Origin of the sequence: Thiohalospira halophila DSM 15071 (genome assembly GCF_900112605.1) — a bacterium.
GTDB lineage: Bacteria > Pseudomonadota > Gammaproteobacteria > Thiohalospirales > Thiohalospiraceae > Thiohalospira > Thiohalospira halophila.
Map to the genome: position 1 here is coordinate 75,087 of NZ_FOMJ01000003.1, position 15,992 is coordinate 91,078.

The window sequence follows — 15,992 nt, forward strand, 5'->3', positions numbered from 1 at the left end:
TGTCCTCGCGGTCGGGTTCAGGAAGAGGCCTGCGCCAGGGCTTCGTCGTCGAAGTCGGCGTTGGTGTAGACGTTCTGGACGTCGTCCAGGTCCTCCAGGGCGTCCACCAGCTTCAGCGCCTTCTCCGCCTCCTCGCCGGCCAGGGCCACGGTGGTGGCCGGCCGCTGGGTGACCTCGGCGTGCTCCGGCTCCAGCCCTTGCTCGGTCATGGTATCGCGGACCGCGTAGAAGTCCTCCGGGGTGGTCAGGACCTCCTTGGAGCCGTCGTCATTGGTGATCACGTCCTCGGCGCCGGCCTCCAGGGCCGCCTCCATGAGGGCATCCTCGTCGGCATCGGGGCCGTAGGTGAGCACCCCGTGCTGGCTAAAGAGGTACTCCACGGAGCCGTCGGTACCGAGGTTGCCGCCGTGCTTGTTGAAGGCGTGGCGGACCTCCGCGACGGTCCGGTTGCGGTTGTCGGTGAGGCAATCGGCCATGACGGCCACGCCGCCGGGGGCGTAGCCCTCGTACCGCATGGTCTCATACTCGACGCCCTCCTCATCGCCCACGCCGCGCTTGATGGCGCGTTCGACGGTGTCCTTGGGCATGTTGTTGGAGAGCGCCTTGTCCACCGCCGCCCGCAGCCGCGGGTTGTCCTGGGTCTCACCGCCACCCAGTCGGGCGGCCACGGTGATCTCGCGGATGAGCTTGGTGAAGATCTTGCCCCGCTTGGCGTCCTGGGCCGCCTTGCGGTGCTTGATGTTCGCCCACTTGCTGTGTCCTGCCATGGTCGGTCTTCGCCGTCTCGGAATGGATGGGACCATTCTACAAAGAAGGCGGGGGCGAGGGCCATTTCTCGATGCTAACCGTATCGCGCCACCACCACGGCGACGTTGTCCGGCCCGCCGGCGGCGTTGGCGGCCGCCACCAGGGCGCGGGCCGCGGCGGGCGGGTCGGGATAGCGGGCCAGGATATCGGCGATGGCCGCCTCTTCCAGGGCACCGTGGAGGCCGTCGGTAGCCAGCAGCAGGGTGTCGCCGGGCTCCAGCGGCGCCCGGCCGGCATCGGGGGCAGCGCCGGGGGCCCCCAGGGCGCGGGTTAGCTGGTGGCGCAGGGGGGAGAGCCGCGCGGCCGCCGGCTCCAGCCGACCCGCGTCGATGGCCTCCGCGGCGGCATTGTGGTCGCGGGTCAGGGCGCGGAGTTCGCCCTCCCGGAAGAGATAGAGGCGGGAATCCCCGACATGGGCGTAGCTCACCGCCCCCGCCTCCACCCGGACGGCCACCAGGGTGGTGGCCATGCCGAGATGGGCGGGGTTGCGCCGCCCTTCGGCCAGGACCGCGTCGTTGGCCTCCTCCGCCGCCTCCGCCGGGAAGCGGCCCGAACGCAACGCCCCCATGGCGGCCACCGCGGCGGTGGCGGAGGCGACCTCCCCGGCCGGCCCGCCGCCCACGCCGTCGGCGACCACCGCGCTGCCGCCGTCGGCGTCCCAGTCCAGGGCATCCTGGTTCACCGAACGGACGCGGCCGATGTCCATCTCGCCGGCGATGAGGAGTTGGTCAGACATGTCCCGGGGATAGCAGGCCGCCCCGCCCGGGGCAAGCCGAGGAGCTCAGGCGGGCTGCTCGCCGAAGGCGCCGGTGGCCAGGAAGGTGGCGGTGAGACGGGCGGCTTCCCGGTGGAACAACAGCCCCATGTGCGATGCGGTAACGGTGGCGTGGGGCACACCGGGCAGGCGGGTCTCGGCCACGGCGACGGTCCCGTCATGGGGCCGCTCCAGCGAACCGAAAAACTGCCCGACCCCGTGGGGGCGGGTGCCGGCAATGGTCCCCAGCTCCCGGTCGCCCGTCCACGGCGGGAGGTCGCCGTCCAGGCCGTCTTCCCAGGCCCGGCCCAGGAGCCAGCGGGTGGTCCGGCGGCCGGCCAGGGCGCAAGCGACGCTGCTGCCCCGGTGGGGCGTCCCCAGTGTGACCACGCGCCCGGGGCGATCGATCCCGCGGTCGATCCCCCGATTCAGGGCATGGCGGATGACCAGCCCGCCCAGGCTGTGGCCCACCAGGTGGACCTCGCCTGCAGGGAGCCTGGTTACGAAACCAGCCAGCTCGGCCCCGTGCGCAGAGGCCGGCGCCCGGGTCGTGGGGTAGCGGAAGATCTCGGGGTGGTAGCCGGCCCGGCGCAGGCGCCGGGCCAGGAGCGCCATGTCCCGGCCCGGCATCCAGAGGCCGTGGACCAGGACCACGGTGGCCATGTCAGCCCTCGCTGCTGCCCCCCGACGGCCGGCGCAGCCGGATCCCCAGCTCGCGGAGCTGGGCCTCGCCCACCTCGGAGGGGGCCCGGGTGAGGGGGCAGTTGGCGCTCTGGGTCTTGGGGAAGGCCATGACCTCGCGGATGGAGTGGGCGCCGGCCATGAGCATCACCAGCCGGTCCAGGCCGAAGGCGATACCGCCGTGGGGCGGTGCACCGTAGCGCAGGGCGTCCAGCAGGAAGCCGAACTTGTCCTCGGCCTCCTCGGCGCCGATCCCCAGGGCCTCCAGGACGCGGCGCTGGGTGGGCTCGTGGTGGATACGCAGGGAGCCGCCGCCCACTTCGGTGCCGTTGAGCACCAGGTCGTAGGCGCGGGAGAGGCACTCGCCGGGGGCGCTCTCCAGCCGCTCCACGTCCTCGTCCCGGGGGGCGGTGAAGGGGTGGTGGAGGGCGTACCAGCGGTTGTCCTCGTCGTTCCACTCGAACATGGGGAAGTCCACCACCCACAGCGGCCGCCAGCCCTCCTCGACCCGATCCAGGTCGTGGCCCAGGCGCACGCGCAGGGCGCCCAGGGCCTCGTTGACCACGTGGTGCTTGTCGGCGCCGAAGAAGACCAGGTCCCCGGCCTCGGCGGCCGTGCGCTGGAGGATGCCGTCCACTGCCGCGTCGCTGAGGAACTTGAGGATGGGCGACTGCAGCCCCTCGCGGCCGGCGGCCGGGTCGTTCACCTTGATATAGGCCAGCCCCCGGGCGCCGTAGATGCCGACGAAGTCGGTGTAGTCGTCGATGGCCTTGCGGGTGAGGCTGCCGCCGCCGGGCACGCGCAGGGCGGCGACGCGACCGTGGGGATCCGTGGCCGGGCCGGAGAAGACCTTGAAGTCGGCATCGGCCACCAGGTCGGCGACGTCCACCAGCTCCAGGTCGATGCGCAGGTCCGGCCGGTCCGAGCCGTAGCGGCGCACGGCCTCGGCGTAGGTCATGCGCGGGAAGGGCTCGGGCAGCGCCGTCTCCAGCACCTCGCCGAAGAGCCGCCGCACCATCCCCTCCATGAGGTCCATGATGGTGTCCTCGTCGACGAAGGAGGCCTCGATGTCCAGCTGGGTGAACTCCGGCTGGCGGTCGGCGCGCAGGTCCTCGTCACGGAAGCAGCGGGTGATCTGGTAGTAGCGGTCCATGCCGGCGACCATGAGCAGCTGCTTGAAGAGCTGCGGCGACTGCGGCAGGGCGAAGAACTGGTTGCGGTGGGTGCGGCTGGGCACCAGGTAGTCCCGCGCCCCCTCGGGGGTGGCCCGGGTGAGCATGGGGGTCTCCACGTCCAGGAAGCCGTGGTCGTCCAGGTAGTCGCGCAGCACCCGGGTGATCCGGGAGCGCAGCTTCATGCGCTCGGCCATGCCGCGCCGGCGCAGGTCGACGTAGCGGTGGCGCAGGCGCAGCTCCTCGCCCACCTCGTCGTCCTCCACGTCGAGCATGAAGGGAGGTGTCTCGGCGCGGTTGAGGATGGTCATGGACTCACCCACGACCTCCACCTCGCCGGTGGGAAGGTCGGGATTCTCGGTACCCTCGGGGCGGCGGCGGACCCGACCGCTCACCTCGATGACGTACTCGCTGCGCAGCCCCTCGACGTCGGCGAAGACGGCCGGGGTCTCGTCGGGGTCGAAGACCACCTGCACGAAGCCCTCCCGATCCCGCAGGTCGACGAAGATGATCCCGCCGTGGTCCCGGCGGCGGTGGACCCAGCCGTAGAGCTGGACCGTGGAATCGATGTCGCTGGCACGGACCTCGCCGCAGTAGTGGCTACGCATGTTCTGTCCCGGGCTTGCTTGGTCGTTGACGGATCGGTCACGGGGGCCGATGGAAAGCCGGCCATGTTACGGTTGGCGGGGGTCGCAAGCAACTCGGATCCGAACCGACGGGCCTCGCGCCGGCCGATACTCCCCTCTCGATGCCAGAGCCCCCGATACCAACCTCGATACCGGCCTCGGTACCGGGATGGTAGAATGGCGGCAGACACTGGACGGGATTCCACAGGCCGCCATGGACAACCTGCCCGACAATCTGGCCGTCTCTGCCCTGGATCAGCTCGCCGACGGCGTCGTCATCGCCGAGGCCGACAACCCACCCGGGATCCTCTACGCCAACCGCGCCTGGGAGGCGATGACCGGCTTCACCCTCGAAGCGGTCCGCGGCCGAACCCCCTGCCCCCTGGATCCGGACAACGCCCATGCCGGACCGGAGCGCCTGCGCCGGGAGCTGGCGGCAGGCGGTACGGGTCGCGCCGAGTTCACCGACCGGCGCCAGGACGGTTCCCCCCTGCGGGTGGCCTGCTCGGCCTCGCCCATCCGCGATGCCAGCGGGGCCGTTACCCACTACATCCTCGTCTACCGCGATCTCGCCGAAGAGGCCGAGGCCAGCACCCGGATCCGCCAGCTGGAGGCGCTGGTCCGCATCCAGGCGGAGCTGGCCGCCGGCGACCACGACCTGGAGCGACTGCGCCAACGGGTGGTGGAGATCGCCCTGGAGCTCACCGGGGCCGAGGGGGCGGCCATGGAAGAGGTGCGTGAAGACGCGCTGGTCTATCGCGCCGTGGCCGGCATCGCGACCGATCAGGCGGGCCTGGAGGTACCCATCCAGGGCTCGCTCACCGGCCTGGCCTACTCCAGCGAGGAGAGCCTGCTGGTAGAGGACACCGCCACCGACCACCGCCTCTCCTCCGAGCTGCGGGAACTGGTCCAGAAGGTAGGCTTCCGCTCCGGGATCCTCGTCCCCCTCACCTACGAGGGCCGACCGTGGGGCGTCCTCAAGGTCTACGCCCGCCAGCCGGGCCACTTCGGAAAGGCCGAGTGCCGCCTGCTGGAGCTGGCCTCCGGCGCCCTGGCCGCCAGCCTGCACCGGGTCCAGGACCACGCCGAGGAGCGCGACAGGCGCGGGCTGCTCCTGGACGCCGTCCCCGCCCTCATTGCCTACATCGATGCCGACCAGCGCTACCGCGAGGTCAACGCCGCCTACCGCGAGCGCTTCGGCGTGGAGGGCGATGAACTGCGCGGCCGCTCCGTACTGGAGTTCGTGGGCCAGGAGGCCTACGACCGCGTCCGCCCCTACCTGGAGGCGGCCCTGGCCGGGGAGCGGGTGAGCTACGAGGACGACATCCCCCTGCCGGACGGGACTACCCGGACGCTCCACGGCGACTACCTGCCCCACCGCGACGCCCGCGGCCGGGTCCGCGGCCTCTATGCCATTGTCCGCGATATCACCGACCACCGGGATGCCAAGATCGACTACCTCACCGGCCTGCTCAATCGCCGGGAGTTCGAGGCGCAGGGCGGGCGGCTGCTCTCCGTGGCCCAGCGCTACCAGCACGACCTGGTGCTGGTCATGGGCGATATCGACCACTTCAAGGCGGTCAACGACGACCTGGGCCACCTGGTGGGGGACACGGTGCTCCAGGGGGTGGCCAATACCCTGCGCGCGGACCTCCGGGCGGCGGATCTGGCGGGGCGCTGGGGCGGGGAGGAGTTCGTCCTGGTCCTGCCGGAGACCTCTGCCGAGGAGGCCTTCAAGCTGGTCGAGCGACTGCGCGGGACCATCGGGGCCCAGGAGTTCGTTCCGGGGCGGCCCATCACCATGAGCTTCGGCCTAGCCGCCGCCGGGCCGGGAGACTCCCTGCACTCCCTCCAGGCGCGGGCGGACGAGGCCCTCTACCGCGCCAAGCATGGCGGCCGCAACCGGGTGGAGGGGGATGGCGCCGACCTCGAGGAACTGGACTGAGCCGGGGCACCGGGCCTGAGCCCGACCCCCGGCCCAGACCCGTTCAAGGCCCGTTCAAGGCCCGAAGGATTCAGCCCGTCGTTGCCCCCTCCCCGTCCTCGGGTCGATCGAGATCCCGATGGATCCCCGGGTCCTCCACCGGTATTGCCACCAGCCGTTCCCGGTGCGCTGCGACCACCGGCCGGGCCCCGATATCGCCATCGAGCCCCCGGAGTGCCGGCCCCAGTTCGGCGGCAAAGCCCACGGGATGGCCCCCCCGACCGGCGTGGAAGGGCGCTGCCAGCGGCGCCCCGTCGCGCAGTGCTCCGGCCACTGCGGCCACGGTGGCCGGGGCGATCCAGGGCATGTCCGCCAGCGCGACGACCCAGCCCGTTGCCCCCTCCGCGGCGGCAACCCCGGCGGCCAGGCTCGCCCCCATGCCGCGCTCGGCCGTCGGCGCGGTCACTACCTCCAGCCCCGCTGCCGCCAGCCGCTCGGCCAGTTGACCCGGTTCGACCTCCCCCCGGCCCGGCCGGACCACCGCCACTGCCCGGTCCACACCGCCCAGCAGGGAGGTGGCCGCGGCCGCGGCCACTGGCGTCCCATCGGCCAGGGGATGCAGGAGCTTGGAGCGCGGGCCGAAGCGCGTCCCCGCCCCGGCCGCCAGCAGGACCCCGGTGATCACGCCGAATCCACCGCACCACGCCGCTCGGCGGTCATCTCCGCCAGGATGGCCACGGCGATCTCCGCCGGGGTACGGCTGCCGATGGCCAGCCCCACGGGGCCCCGCAGCCGCGCTACCGCCGCGGCCGAGAGGCCCAGCTCACGCAGCCGCTCCCGGCGCTGGTCATTGGTCCGCTTCGAGCCCAGCGCGCCCACATAGCCCGCCGGGCTGACCAGCGCCGCCTCCAGGGCGAGATCGTCCAGGCGGGGATCGTGGGTGGTGGTGACCACCGCATCCCGGGGCGTGGGGGCGAGACCGTCCACCGAGTCGTCCGGCATGGCGGGGGTGAGTTCCACCCCCGACTCGTCGAAGGCGGCCCGGAACTCCTCCCGCGGCTCGCAGACGATGACGTGGTAGTCCAGTCGCCGGGCCATGGCGGCCAGGTGGCTGCCCAGCTCCCCTGCGCCGACGACCAGCAGCCGCCAGGCGGGGCCGAAGCGCTTGTCCACCGCCCCGCCCTCCCGGAGGAGATCCGGGCCACCGTGATCCGTCTCCACGGCGACCGTGCCGGTGGCACACACCACCCGGCGACGCACGGCCTCGCTGCGCTCCAGGGCAGCCGCCACCTCCCCGAGACCGCGATCCGCCCCGGGTTCCAGCCCCTCGGCCAGCAGCTCCAGGGTACCGCCGCAGGGGAGCCCGGCCCGCCGGGCCTCGTCACCACTCCAGGTGAGGGTGGCCGGCGGCTGCCCCGGCGCCGGGAGGTGTTCGGCGATGGCCGACTCGACGCAGCCGCCGGAGACGGAACCCACCACGGCCCCGTCATCCCGCCGGGCCATCAGGGCGCCCGGAGGGCGGGGCGAGGAGCCCCAGGTCCGGACCACGGTGACCAGATGCACGGCATGACCGTCGGCCAGCCACTGCCGCGCCGCGGCGACCACAGCGGCGTCACCGCCCCGGGCGTACCCCGAACGGGCGTCCACGGCCTAGGCGGGCTGGTAGCCGGCCCGGGTAAGCGGCAGCCGGCGCACCGGCTCCCCGGTGATGGCGCGGATGGCGTTGACCATGGCCGGGGCGATGGGCGGCGTACCGGGCTCGCCGACGCCGCCGGGCTCCTGGTCGCTGTCGACGATGTGGGTATGGACCTCGGGCATCTGATCGATACGCAGGATCCGATAGTCATCGAAGTTGCCCTGCTCCACCTGCCCACGGTCCACGGTGACGGCCTCGTGCAGGGCGGCGGAGAGGCCGTAGGCGACGCCGCTCTCCATCTGCTCGGCAATGATCTCAGGGTTTACCGCCGGGCCACAGTCGATGGCGACATGGACACGGTGGACGCGGACCTCGTTGTTATCGCTCACGGAGACCTCGGCCACCTCGGCGCAGTAGCTGCCGAAGGCGTGGACCACGGCGATGCCGCGGGCCCGCCCCTCGGGCAATGGCTCGCCCCAGCCGGCCTCGCGGGCGGCGCGCTCCAGCACCCGGCGGTTGCGATCCCCCTCGGGTAGCAGCCGCCGACGCAGCTCGAAGGGGTCTTCCCCGGCGGCCGCCGCGACCTCGTCGAAGAAGGCCTCGCGGATGTAGTCGTTCTGGGAGTGGCCCACGGAGCGCCACCACCACAACGGCACCGGGGTGTCGGTGCGGACGTAGTCCACGTGGATACTGGCCAGGCCGTAGGGGACCTCCTTGGCCGTCTCCACGGAGGTTCGATCCATGGGTTCCTCCGGCCCGATCATGCCGATATTCCCCATGATGGAGGGACCGACGATGCGGTGCCGCCAGCCGCTGACCTGGCCATCCTCATCGATGGCGGCGGCCAGCCGGTTGTAGGTGGCCGGGCGGTAGTGGTCGTGGCGGGTCGTCTCCTCCCGGGTCCACATGACCTTCACCGGGGCGCCGGCGGCCTTCGCGCAGGCCACGGCATCGGCGACGAAGTCGGTGTGGGAGCGCCGGCCGAAGCCGCCGCCCAGGAAGGTGGTATGGACCCGTACCTGCTCCTTGGGCAGGCCGCTGATCTTCGCCGCGACCTCCTGGGTCGCCGTCTGGTTCTGGGTGGGCGCCCAGACCTCGCAGACGCCGTCAGCGATTCGGGCGGTGCAGTTCATGGGCTCCATGCAGCCATGGGCCAGGAAGGGGACCTCGTACTCCGCCTCCACGGTGCGTGCCGCGCCGGACAGAGCCGATTCCACATCCCCCTCGCTGCGGGCCGTGGCCGCCTCGCCACTGTCGGCGGCCTCGCGGAAGCGGCGCTCGATGGCGATGGAGGTCAGATCCGCGTTCTCGCCGTAGTCCCACTCCACCGACAGCGCCTCGCGACCCTTGCTGGCCGGCCAGAAGCCGTCGGCAATGACCGCTACACCGGCGTCGATCTCCACCACCTGTCGCACGCCGGGGACCTGGCGCGCCTGCTCGGCGTCGAAGGAGCGGACCCGGCCGCCGATGACCGGGCAACGGACCACCTGGGCGGTGAGCAGACCGTCGAGCTGGACGTCCATGCCGTAGCGGGCGGAGCCGTCCACCTTGGCCGGGGCGTCCAGGCGATCCCGCGGGGTGCCGATGAGGCGGTAGTCCTTGGGGTCCTTGAGGAAGACCGTCTCCGGCACCTCGCGCTCGGCGGCGGCCGCGGCCAGCTCGCCGTAGGTGGCAGAACGGCCGCTGGCCGGGTGGCGAACGACCTGCCCCGAGGCCTCGCAGGCCTGGAATTCGACGCCCCAGCGCTGGGCGGCAGCGGCCACCAGCATCTCCCGGGCGGCGGCGCCGGCCTCGCGCAGGGGCCGCCAGGCATTGCGGATGGCGGTGGAGCCGCCGGTGGTCTGGCTCCCCAGGAGGCTGTTGGTATAGGCCTCGTCGGCGGGGGCGAATTCGGTGGCGATGCGATCCCAGTCGGCCTCCAGCTCCTCGGCGATGAGCATGGGCAGGGCCGTCATCACCCCCTGGCCCATCTCCGAGCGGTCCACCAGCACCGTCACCTGGTCGTCGGCGGTGATCCGGATCCAGGCGTTGGGGGCGAAGTCGGCGCCCTCGGTGGCCCCCTCCTCGGCACGGGCCATGCGCCCGCCCACCGGGAGGTTCAGCCCCAGCAGGAGGCCGCCGCCGGCGACGGCGCCGGCCTTGAGGAAGTTGCGCCGGCTGACGCGGAAACGATGTTCGGATTCGGTGCCCTGACTCATCAGCCCTGCTCCTTCATGTCCTGCGCCGCGCGATGGACCGCGCGCCGGATGCGCTGGTAGGTCCCGCAGCGGCAGAGGTTGCTGGCCAGGGCCGCGTCGATGTCGGCATCCGTGGGCTCGGGGTTGCGGGCCAGCAGGTCGGCGGCGCTCATAAGCTGGCCGGACTGGCAGAAGCCGCACTGGGGCACGTTCTCGGCGATCCAGGCCGCCTGCAGGGGGTGCAGCTCCTCGCCGTTGGCGAGCCCCTCCACGGTATCCACGCGCCGGCCGTCGGCCTGGGTCGCGGTGGTGGTGCAGGCGCGTACCGGCTGGCCGTCCAAGTGGACGGTGCAGGCGCCGCACTGGGCGATGCCGCAGCCGTACTTGGTCCCGGTAAGGCCGAAGTCGTCGCGCAACAGCCACAGCAGGGGGGTATCCGAGGCGACGTCCGCCTCGCGTGTCTCGCCATTCACGGTAACGGAAACCGCTGTCATGTCTGCCACTCCCGGAGATGCCTTGGATCTTCCCCAGCATGGTTCAGTCGGGAACCCTGGACAACCATCGGCAGTGCCACATGGGTGGGTCGCATGCGTCACCGCGCCGGCTGTGGTTAAATTCCGGGCATTCCACCCAAGCGACGGAGGCCGCCATGGAGAAGCGCAAGATCGTCATCATGCTCCTGAACACGGAGCCGGACCGGCCCTGGACCCTGGGCGCCCCCTTCTTCCAGGCCATCGTGGCGACGACCCTGGACCTGGAGGTGGAGATGTACTTCGCCTCCCGCAACGTGGCGCTGTTCAAGCCCGGCGTCGCCGAGGAGCTCTTCCCCGGCGAGGACAACCAGAAGTCGGTCTACTCCTTCATGCAGGATGCCCACGAGGCCGGGGTGAAGTTCTACGCCTGCGGCGGTGCCATGGACGAGAACGACCTCACCGTGGACAACGCCATCCCGGAGCTGGACGGGGCCGCCGGTGGCGCGGCCTTCCTCGGCGAGGTCATCGAGGACGACGTCGCCACCCTGACCTACTGACCCTGCCGGGTCCCCCAACGGGAGCCAGTCGTGAACCAGAGCAGCAACGGCACGGTGGAGGACACCCTGAACACTCGCCGGGTGGCCATCGACACCTACCGCGAGAATGTCGCCTACCTCCACCGCGACTGCGCCATCTACCGCGCCGAGGGTTTCCAGGCGCTGAACAAGGTGGCCATCACCAACAATGGCCAGACCATCTACGCCGTCCTGAACGTCGTCGACGACCCCAACCTAGTGGGGGCCGACGAGGTAGGGCTCTCCGAGCAGGCCTTCACCCAGCTGGAGCTGGACGAGGGGGCGACGGTGAGGGTGGCCCAGGCAGAGCCGCCCCGCTCCATGGAGGCCATTCGCCGCAAGATCGCCGGGGATCGCCTGGAGGTCGAGGACTTTCGAGGAATCATCGACGACATCACCGCCAGCCGCTACTCCAAGATGGAGATCGCCGCCTTCCTGGTGGCCTCCGGCCCCGGCGGCCTGGACCGGGAGGAGATCCTCCACCTCACCCGCGCCATGACCGACTCCGGCAGCCGGCTGGACTGGCACGAGCCGGTGGTGGTGGACAAGCACTGCATCGGCGGCATCCCGGGCAACCGCACCACCATGGTGGTGGTCCCCATCGTCGCCGCCCACGGCATGCTCATGCCCAAGACCTCCAGCCGCGCCATCACCTCACCGGCCGGCACCGCCGACACCATGGAGGTCCTCTCCGAAGTGGAGCTATCCCCGGACGCCATGCACCGCGTGGTGCGGCGCGAGCGCGCCTGCCTGGCCTGGGGCGGCACCGCCCGGCTGGCGCCGGCGGACGACATCCTCATCTCGGTGGAGCGCCCCCTGGGCATCGACTCCATGGGCCAGATGATCGCCTCCATCCTCTCCAAGAAACTCGCCGCCGGCTCCACCCACCTGGTGCTGGACATCCCGGTGGGGCCCACCGCCAAGGTCCGCCACATGCGCGAGGCCATGCGCCTGCGCAAGCTCTTCGAGTACGTGGGTGACCGGGTGGGCATCCACCTGGAGGTGATCATCACCGACGGTGCCGAGCCGGTGGGCCGCGGCATCGGCCCGGTGCTGGAGGCGCGGGACGTCATGCAGGTCCTGGAGAACGATCCGGACGCGCCCCACGACCTGCTGCAGAAGTCCCTGCGCCTGGCCGGCCGGATCATCGAGTTCGACCCCGACGTGCGCGGCGGCCAGGGCTACGCCATCGCCCGGGACATCCTGGAGTCCGGCCGGGCGCTGTCCAAGATGCAGGCCATCATCGCCGGCCAGGGGGCCCAGGAGCTGGAGACGACCCCGGGGCAGCTCACCGAAGAGATCGTCGCCGACTGCGACGGTACCGTGGTCGCCATCGACAACAAGCGCCTGGCCCACGCCGCGCGGCTGGCCGGCGCCCCCATGGACAAGGGGGCCGGCGTCGACCTGCTGGCCAAGATCGGGGATACCGTGCGCGCCGGCGATCCCCTCTACCGGATCCACGCCGAATTCCGGGCCGACTTCCACTTCGCGGTGGCCTACTGCCGGGAAGACAGCGGCTACACCATCGGCGAGCCCGACCAGATCAGCCGCCTCCACATGGAGCTGTAATGCACCTGGTGACCTTCCCCGACTACCTCGCCGCCGGCGAGGCGCTGGCGACCGAGCTGGGGCTGCCGGCCTCGGCGGTGGAGCTCCACCGCTTCCCCGACGGCGAGAGCCGGCTGCGGCTGCCGCCGCCGAGTCCCGAGCCCCTGCTCTTCTGCCGCAGCCTGGACCGGCCCAACGACAAGCTCATCGAGCTGCTTCTGGCCGCACGGACCGCGCGCGAGGCCGGGGCCGGGCCGCTGACCCTGGTAGCCCCCTACCTCTGCTACATGCGCCAGGATGCCGCCTTCCATCCCGGGGAATCGGTGAGCCAGCGCATCATCGGGGAATTCCTGGCCGACCTCTTCGACACGGTGATCACCGTGGATCCCCACCTCCACCGGGTGCGCGACCTGGCCGAGGCGGTGCCCGCCCACCGCGCGGTGGCGGTGAGCGCCGCCGACCCCCTGCGCGCCCACATTGGCCACCAGTGGCCCGGCGCCGTGGTGGTGGGCCCGGATGCCGAATCGGAGCAGTGGGTGCGGAAGGTGGCCGAACCGGCGGGGCTGGACTGGGCCGTCGGCGCCAAGGAGCGGCGCGGCGACCGCGACGTCACCATCACCCTGCCCCCGGCGGAGCTGGAGGGTCGCGACGTGGTCCTGCTGGACGACGTCGCCAGCTCCGGGCTCACCCTGGCCCGGGCCGCGGAGGCCGCCTTCGCCGCCGGCGCCGCCCGGGTGGACGCGGTGGTCACCCACGCCCTCTTCGCCGAGGGGGCGGAAGAGGCCATCGCCGCCGCCGGCGTGGGCACCGTCCACTCCACCGACTCCATCGCCCACCCCACCAACGCCGTGCCCCTTGCGCCGCTGCTGGCGACGGCCGTTCGCGGCGACTGAATCCTCAGGAAGGCAGGAACAGCCGGGGGAAATAGGCCTCCGCCGCCGACGTGGGGAATCCCATACGTACCGGCCCCTTCGGGGAGTCGCTCTCCAGCAGCCCCTCCCCGAGCAGCTCCCTGACCAGGTCCCGCGCCGTGCGCTCACCGAGGCTGGTGACTCGGGCGGCCTCGCCCCGGGGAATCTCGCCTCGCAGGGCGGCCTCTCTCAGCAGGTAAAAGGCCTCGGGACGGAGATCCGGGCTGGATTCCACGAACCGCCGGATACGCTCGGTCAGGGTCTCCAGTTCGAGGATCTCCCCCATGAAGCGTACCTGGTCGAGAGCGGTCTCGTTCATGAACTCGCAGAACTCCAGCAACCCGCGCTCCGTCAGGTGGCCGCGGCCGTCGAGCATATCGTGCTTCCGGGCATCCGCCGCGGACAGGAGCTTGCGATAGCGAGTGCTCCCTCGTGCCAGACCGCGAGCCATGGACCAGAGCCCCTCTCCCAGCAGCTCCAGCCGGTGCAGATGCGCCTGAAGGAGGATACGGGCGACCCGGCCGTTGCCATCCAGGAAGGGGTGAATCCAGAGCAGCCGATGGTGGGCGGCAAAGGCCGCGGCCAGATTCTCGGGATGGTGCAGCCGCGTGATGTCATAGCCCTTCCCGAATGCCTCCAGGAGAGTGGGGAGTTCCCCGGCGTCCGGTGGGACATGGCGCCCTATGCTGACGCCGCGGGGGCGGAGCTGACCGGGCAGGACGGGATGTCGTTCGCCGGAGTCACCCTCGACGTAACGCAGCTCTTCCGGAAGCCGGCTGTAGAAACGTTCATGGATCCAGCACAGAAAATCCGCCGAGGCGGGATTCAACGATCGATCCCGGTCCATCTCGGCCCGGACTTCCTCTTCCGTTTCCACATGGGCCACCGCCTCGAGCTGGAGATCGCGCTCAGCGGGATCGGCGGAGTACTCGTCCCGGAGGGCCTGCTCGATCTCCCGGGGATTGGTCCGGTGCCCCTCGATGAGGTTGGAGTAGTAGCTGTTCATCAGACCCAGCAACGCCGCGATGCCCTGCCGGGTTTTCGGATGGAGAGTTCCCTGGAGCCGTGAGGCCTCGCGCACGAGCGTATCCGCTCCTTCGCGGAAGGAGGCCGAGGGTGCCGGATAGAGCGGCTGCAGCGAGAAATTCAGGACACTCATTGCCGATCATAGTATCGGCATTAATGCCCTGATGAACAGGCCCCTAGGGAAAACAAAAGACCGATTATTGCCGATCCTGTTGCCGATTTCCTGGCCCGACAGGAACCGACCGTGGCCGGGAATTGCGCCCGGCCGGGGCCACCGGAAGCTAGCCGTAGCGCTTGCGGCCGCGGCGGCGGGCGCGGCGGCGCTGGTCTTCCTGGCTCTTGGTCAGGGGGTTCTTCTTGCCGGCGTAGGGGTTGTCGCCGGTGCGCAGCTCCAGGCGCAGGGGCGTGCCCTCCAGCTTGAAGTGCTTGCGGAAGGTGTTGATGAGGTAGCGCCGGTAGGCCTCCGGCGCTTTGGAGGCCTGGTTGCCGTGGACCACGATACTCGGCGGATGGGTCCCCGCCTGGTGGGCATAGCGCAGCTTGATCCGGCGACCGCGCACCATGGGCGGCTGGTGGGCCGCCACGGCATCCTCCAGCAGGCGATTGAGGTCGCTGGTGGGCAGGTCGCGGCCGGCACTGGTCCAGGCGCGGCGGGCATCGTCCAGGAGCTTGCCCACCCCGGTCCCGTGGAGGGCGGAGACGAACCGGCGGCGAGCGAAGTCGACGAAGGGCAAGCGCCGGTCGATATCCCGCCGGACCTTCTCCTTCTGCTCCGGCGGCAGGTGGTCCCACTTGTTGATGGCCAGCACCAGGGCGCGGCCGGCGTCGATGACGTGGCCGATGAGGTGGGCATCCTGGTCGGTGATCCCCTCCCGGGCGTCCATGACCAGGATGACCACGCCGGCGGCATCCACCGCCTGCAGGGTCTTCACGATGGAGAACTTCTCCACCGTCTCGTGGACCTTGGAGCGGCGGCGAACGCCGGCGGTATCGATGAGGGTCCAGCGCTCACCGTCCCGCTCGAAGGGGACGCGCACGGCATCCCGGGTGGTCCCGGCGCCGTCGTGGACCAGCACCCGCTCCTCGCCCAGCAGGCGATTGACCAGGGTGGACTTGCCGACGTTGGGGCGGCCCACCACGGCGACGGGGATCCCGGCGTCGGGCGCCTCCCCGGGCTCTTCTTCCCCCTCGGGTTCAGGCGGTAGGGCCGCCTCCACGGCGGAGACGACGCCCTGGCCGTGGGCGGCGGAGATGACCCGGGGTTCGCCCAGGCCGAGGGCGTAGAATTCCGCCGCCGTGGCCTCCCGGGGAAGCCCCTCGCCCTTGTTCACCACCAGGGTGACCGGGACGCCGCGCTCGCGCAGTCCGGTGGCCACGGCCTGGTCACCGGCGGAGAGGCCGTCGCGGCCATCCACCAGGAAGATCACACCATCGGCCTCGTCCACGGCCTGCCAGGCCTGGTCCTCCATGCCGGCCTCGACGTCGTCGCTGGCCGCGCCCAGACCGCCCGTATCGATGAGCACGAGGTCGCGATCCCCCACGCGCGCCTCGCCGTACTGGCGATCGCGGGTGAGACCGGGGAAGTCGGCCACCAGGGCATCCCGACTGCGGGTCAGGCGATTGAAGAGGGTGGACTTGCCCACGTTGGGGCGGCCCACCAGGGCAAGGATCGGTTTCATGGG

14 protein-coding genes are annotated in these 15,992 nt (G+C 71.3%); 4 read left to right on the forward strand and 10 right to left on the reverse strand.

Annotated features, from left to right (window positions below; genetic code table 11):
- Window positions 1–17: 17 nt before the first annotated feature.
- The 4 genes from BM272_RS05855 to aspS form a co-directional block, all read right to left on the reverse strand.
- A complete protein-coding gene (locus BM272_RS05855) occupies window positions 18–767 on the reverse strand; it encodes a YebC/PmpR family DNA-binding transcriptional regulator (protein ID WP_093427841.1) in 750 nt (249 codons plus the stop codon).
- 74 nt (window positions 768–841) lie between these two features.
- Window positions 842–1,543 (reverse strand): PP2C family protein-serine/threonine phosphatase, encoded by a 702-nt coding sequence (locus BM272_RS05860; RefSeq protein ID WP_093427842.1) that lies wholly within the window; start codon window positions 1,541–1,543, stop codon window positions 842–844.
- Window positions 1,544–1,588: 45 nt separating this feature from the next.
- Entirely contained in the window at window positions 1,589–2,224 is a 636-nt protein-coding gene (locus BM272_RS05865) for an esterase/lipase family protein (RefSeq protein ID WP_093427843.1), read from the reverse strand.
- A gap of 1 nt (window position 2,225) precedes the next feature.
- A complete protein-coding gene (gene aspS, locus BM272_RS05870) occupies window positions 2,226–4,022 on the reverse strand; it encodes an aspartate--tRNA ligase (protein WP_093427844.1) in 1,797 nt (598 codons plus the stop codon).
- Between the two features lie 232 nt (window positions 4,023–4,254).
- Between aspS and BM272_RS05875 the strand changes: the two genes are divergently transcribed.
- Entirely contained in the window at window positions 4,255–5,985 is a 1,731-nt protein-coding gene (locus BM272_RS05875) for a sensor domain-containing diguanylate cyclase (RefSeq protein ID WP_159433029.1), read from the forward strand.
- A gap of 70 nt (window positions 5,986–6,055) precedes the next feature.
- On the opposite strand, the gene BM272_RS05880 is transcribed toward BM272_RS05875, so the two are convergent.
- Genes BM272_RS05880 through BM272_RS05895 form a run of 4 tightly spaced genes read right to left on the reverse strand, consistent with a single transcriptional unit; the run spans window position 6,056 to window position 10,271 of the window.
- Window positions 6,056–6,649 (reverse strand): nucleotidyltransferase family protein, encoded by a 594-nt coding sequence (locus tag BM272_RS05880; protein ID WP_093427846.1) that lies wholly within the window; start codon window positions 6,647–6,649, stop codon window positions 6,056–6,058.
- Window positions 6,646–7,611: an XdhC family protein gene (locus BM272_RS05885; RefSeq protein WP_205407760.1), complete on the reverse strand. Its 966-nt coding sequence runs from the start codon at window positions 7,609–7,611 to the stop codon at window positions 6,646–6,648. Before BM272_RS05885 ends, BM272_RS05880 begins: the two co-directional genes overlap by 4 nt.
- 3 nt (window positions 7,612–7,614) lie before the next feature.
- Entirely contained in the window at window positions 7,615–9,798 is a 2,184-nt protein-coding gene (locus BM272_RS05890) for a xanthine dehydrogenase family protein molybdopterin-binding subunit (protein WP_093427848.1), read from the reverse strand.
- Entirely contained in the window at window positions 9,798–10,271 is a 474-nt protein-coding gene (locus tag BM272_RS05895; RefSeq protein ID WP_093427849.1) for a (2Fe-2S)-binding protein, read from the reverse strand. The genes BM272_RS05890 and BM272_RS05895 overlap by 1 nt, the downstream gene beginning before the upstream one ends.
- Before the next feature lie 155 nt (window positions 10,272–10,426).
- Between BM272_RS05895 and BM272_RS05900 the strand changes: the two genes are divergently transcribed.
- The 3 genes from BM272_RS05900 to BM272_RS05910 are packed head-to-tail and all read left to right on the forward strand — an operon-like array spanning window position 10,427 to window position 13,266.
- A complete protein-coding gene (locus BM272_RS05900) occupies window positions 10,427–10,807 on the forward strand; it encodes a DsrE family protein (protein WP_093427850.1) in 381 nt (126 codons plus the stop codon).
- Window positions 10,808–10,837: 30 nt separating this feature from the next.
- Window positions 10,838–12,394, forward strand: coding sequence for a thymidine phosphorylase family protein (locus tag BM272_RS05905; RefSeq protein WP_240308042.1), 1,557 nt, complete (start codon window positions 10,838–10,840; stop codon window positions 12,392–12,394).
- Complete coding sequence (locus BM272_RS05910) at window positions 12,394–13,266, forward strand: ribose-phosphate diphosphokinase (protein ID WP_093427851.1); 873 nt, start codon at window positions 12,394–12,396, stop codon at window positions 13,264–13,266. The genes BM272_RS05905 and BM272_RS05910 overlap by 1 nt, the downstream gene beginning before the upstream one ends.
- Window positions 13,267–13,270: 4 nt before the next feature.
- On the opposite strand, the gene BM272_RS05915 is transcribed toward BM272_RS05910, so the two are convergent.
- Both BM272_RS05915 and der read right to left on the reverse strand, forming a co-directional pair.
- The gene (locus BM272_RS05915; protein ID WP_093427852.1) at window positions 13,271–14,443 is read right to left on the reverse strand and encodes a Fic family protein; all 1,173 of its coding nucleotides are present in this window, start codon (window positions 14,441–14,443) and stop codon (window positions 13,271–13,273) included.
- Between the two features lie 148 nt (window positions 14,444–14,591).
- Window positions 14,592–15,989, reverse strand: a complete 1,398-nt coding sequence (gene der / locus BM272_RS05920) for a ribosome biogenesis GTPase Der (protein ID WP_093427853.1) — start codon at window positions 15,987–15,989, stop codon at window positions 14,592–14,594.
- Between the last annotated feature and the right edge of the window lie 3 nt (window positions 15,990–15,992).

Coding starts and splice junctions, on each gene's coding strand:
- BM272_RS05895 (WP_093427849.1), bottom strand. CDS start 10,271: ATGACAGCGGTTTCCGTTACCGTGAATGGCGAGACACGCGAGGCGGAC.
- BM272_RS05890 (WP_093427848.1), bottom strand. CDS start 9,798: ATGAGTCAGGGCACCGAATCCGAACATCGTTTCCGCGTCAGCCGGCGC.
- BM272_RS05900 (WP_093427850.1), top strand. CDS start 10,427: ATGGAGAAGCGCAAGATCGTCATCATGCTCCTGAACACGGAGCCGGAC.
- BM272_RS05915 (WP_093427852.1), bottom strand. CDS start 14,443: ATGAGTGTCCTGAATTTCTCGCTGCAGCCGCTCTATCCGGCACCCTCG.
- BM272_RS05860 (WP_093427842.1), bottom strand. CDS start 1,543: ATGTCTGACCAACTCCTCATCGCCGGCGAGATGGACATCGGCCGCGTC.
- BM272_RS05910 (WP_093427851.1), top strand. CDS start 12,394: ATGCACCTGGTGACCTTCCCCGACTACCTCGCCGCCGGCGAGGCGCTG.
- BM272_RS05875 (WP_159433029.1), top strand. CDS start 4,255: ATGGACAACCTGCCCGACAATCTGGCCGTCTCTGCCCTGGATCAGCTC.
- BM272_RS05865 (WP_093427843.1), bottom strand. CDS start 2,224: ATGGCCACCGTGGTCCTGGTCCACGGCCTCTGGATGCCGGGCCGGGAC.
- der (WP_093427853.1), bottom strand. CDS start 15,989: ATGAAACCGATCCTTGCCCTGGTGGGCCGCCCCAACGTGGGCAAGTCC.
- aspS (WP_093427844.1), bottom strand. CDS start 4,022: ATGCGTAGCCACTACTGCGGCGAGGTCCGTGCCAGCGACATCGATTCC.
- BM272_RS05855 (WP_093427841.1), bottom strand. CDS start 767: ATGGCAGGACACAGCAAGTGGGCGAACATCAAGCACCGCAAGGCGGCC.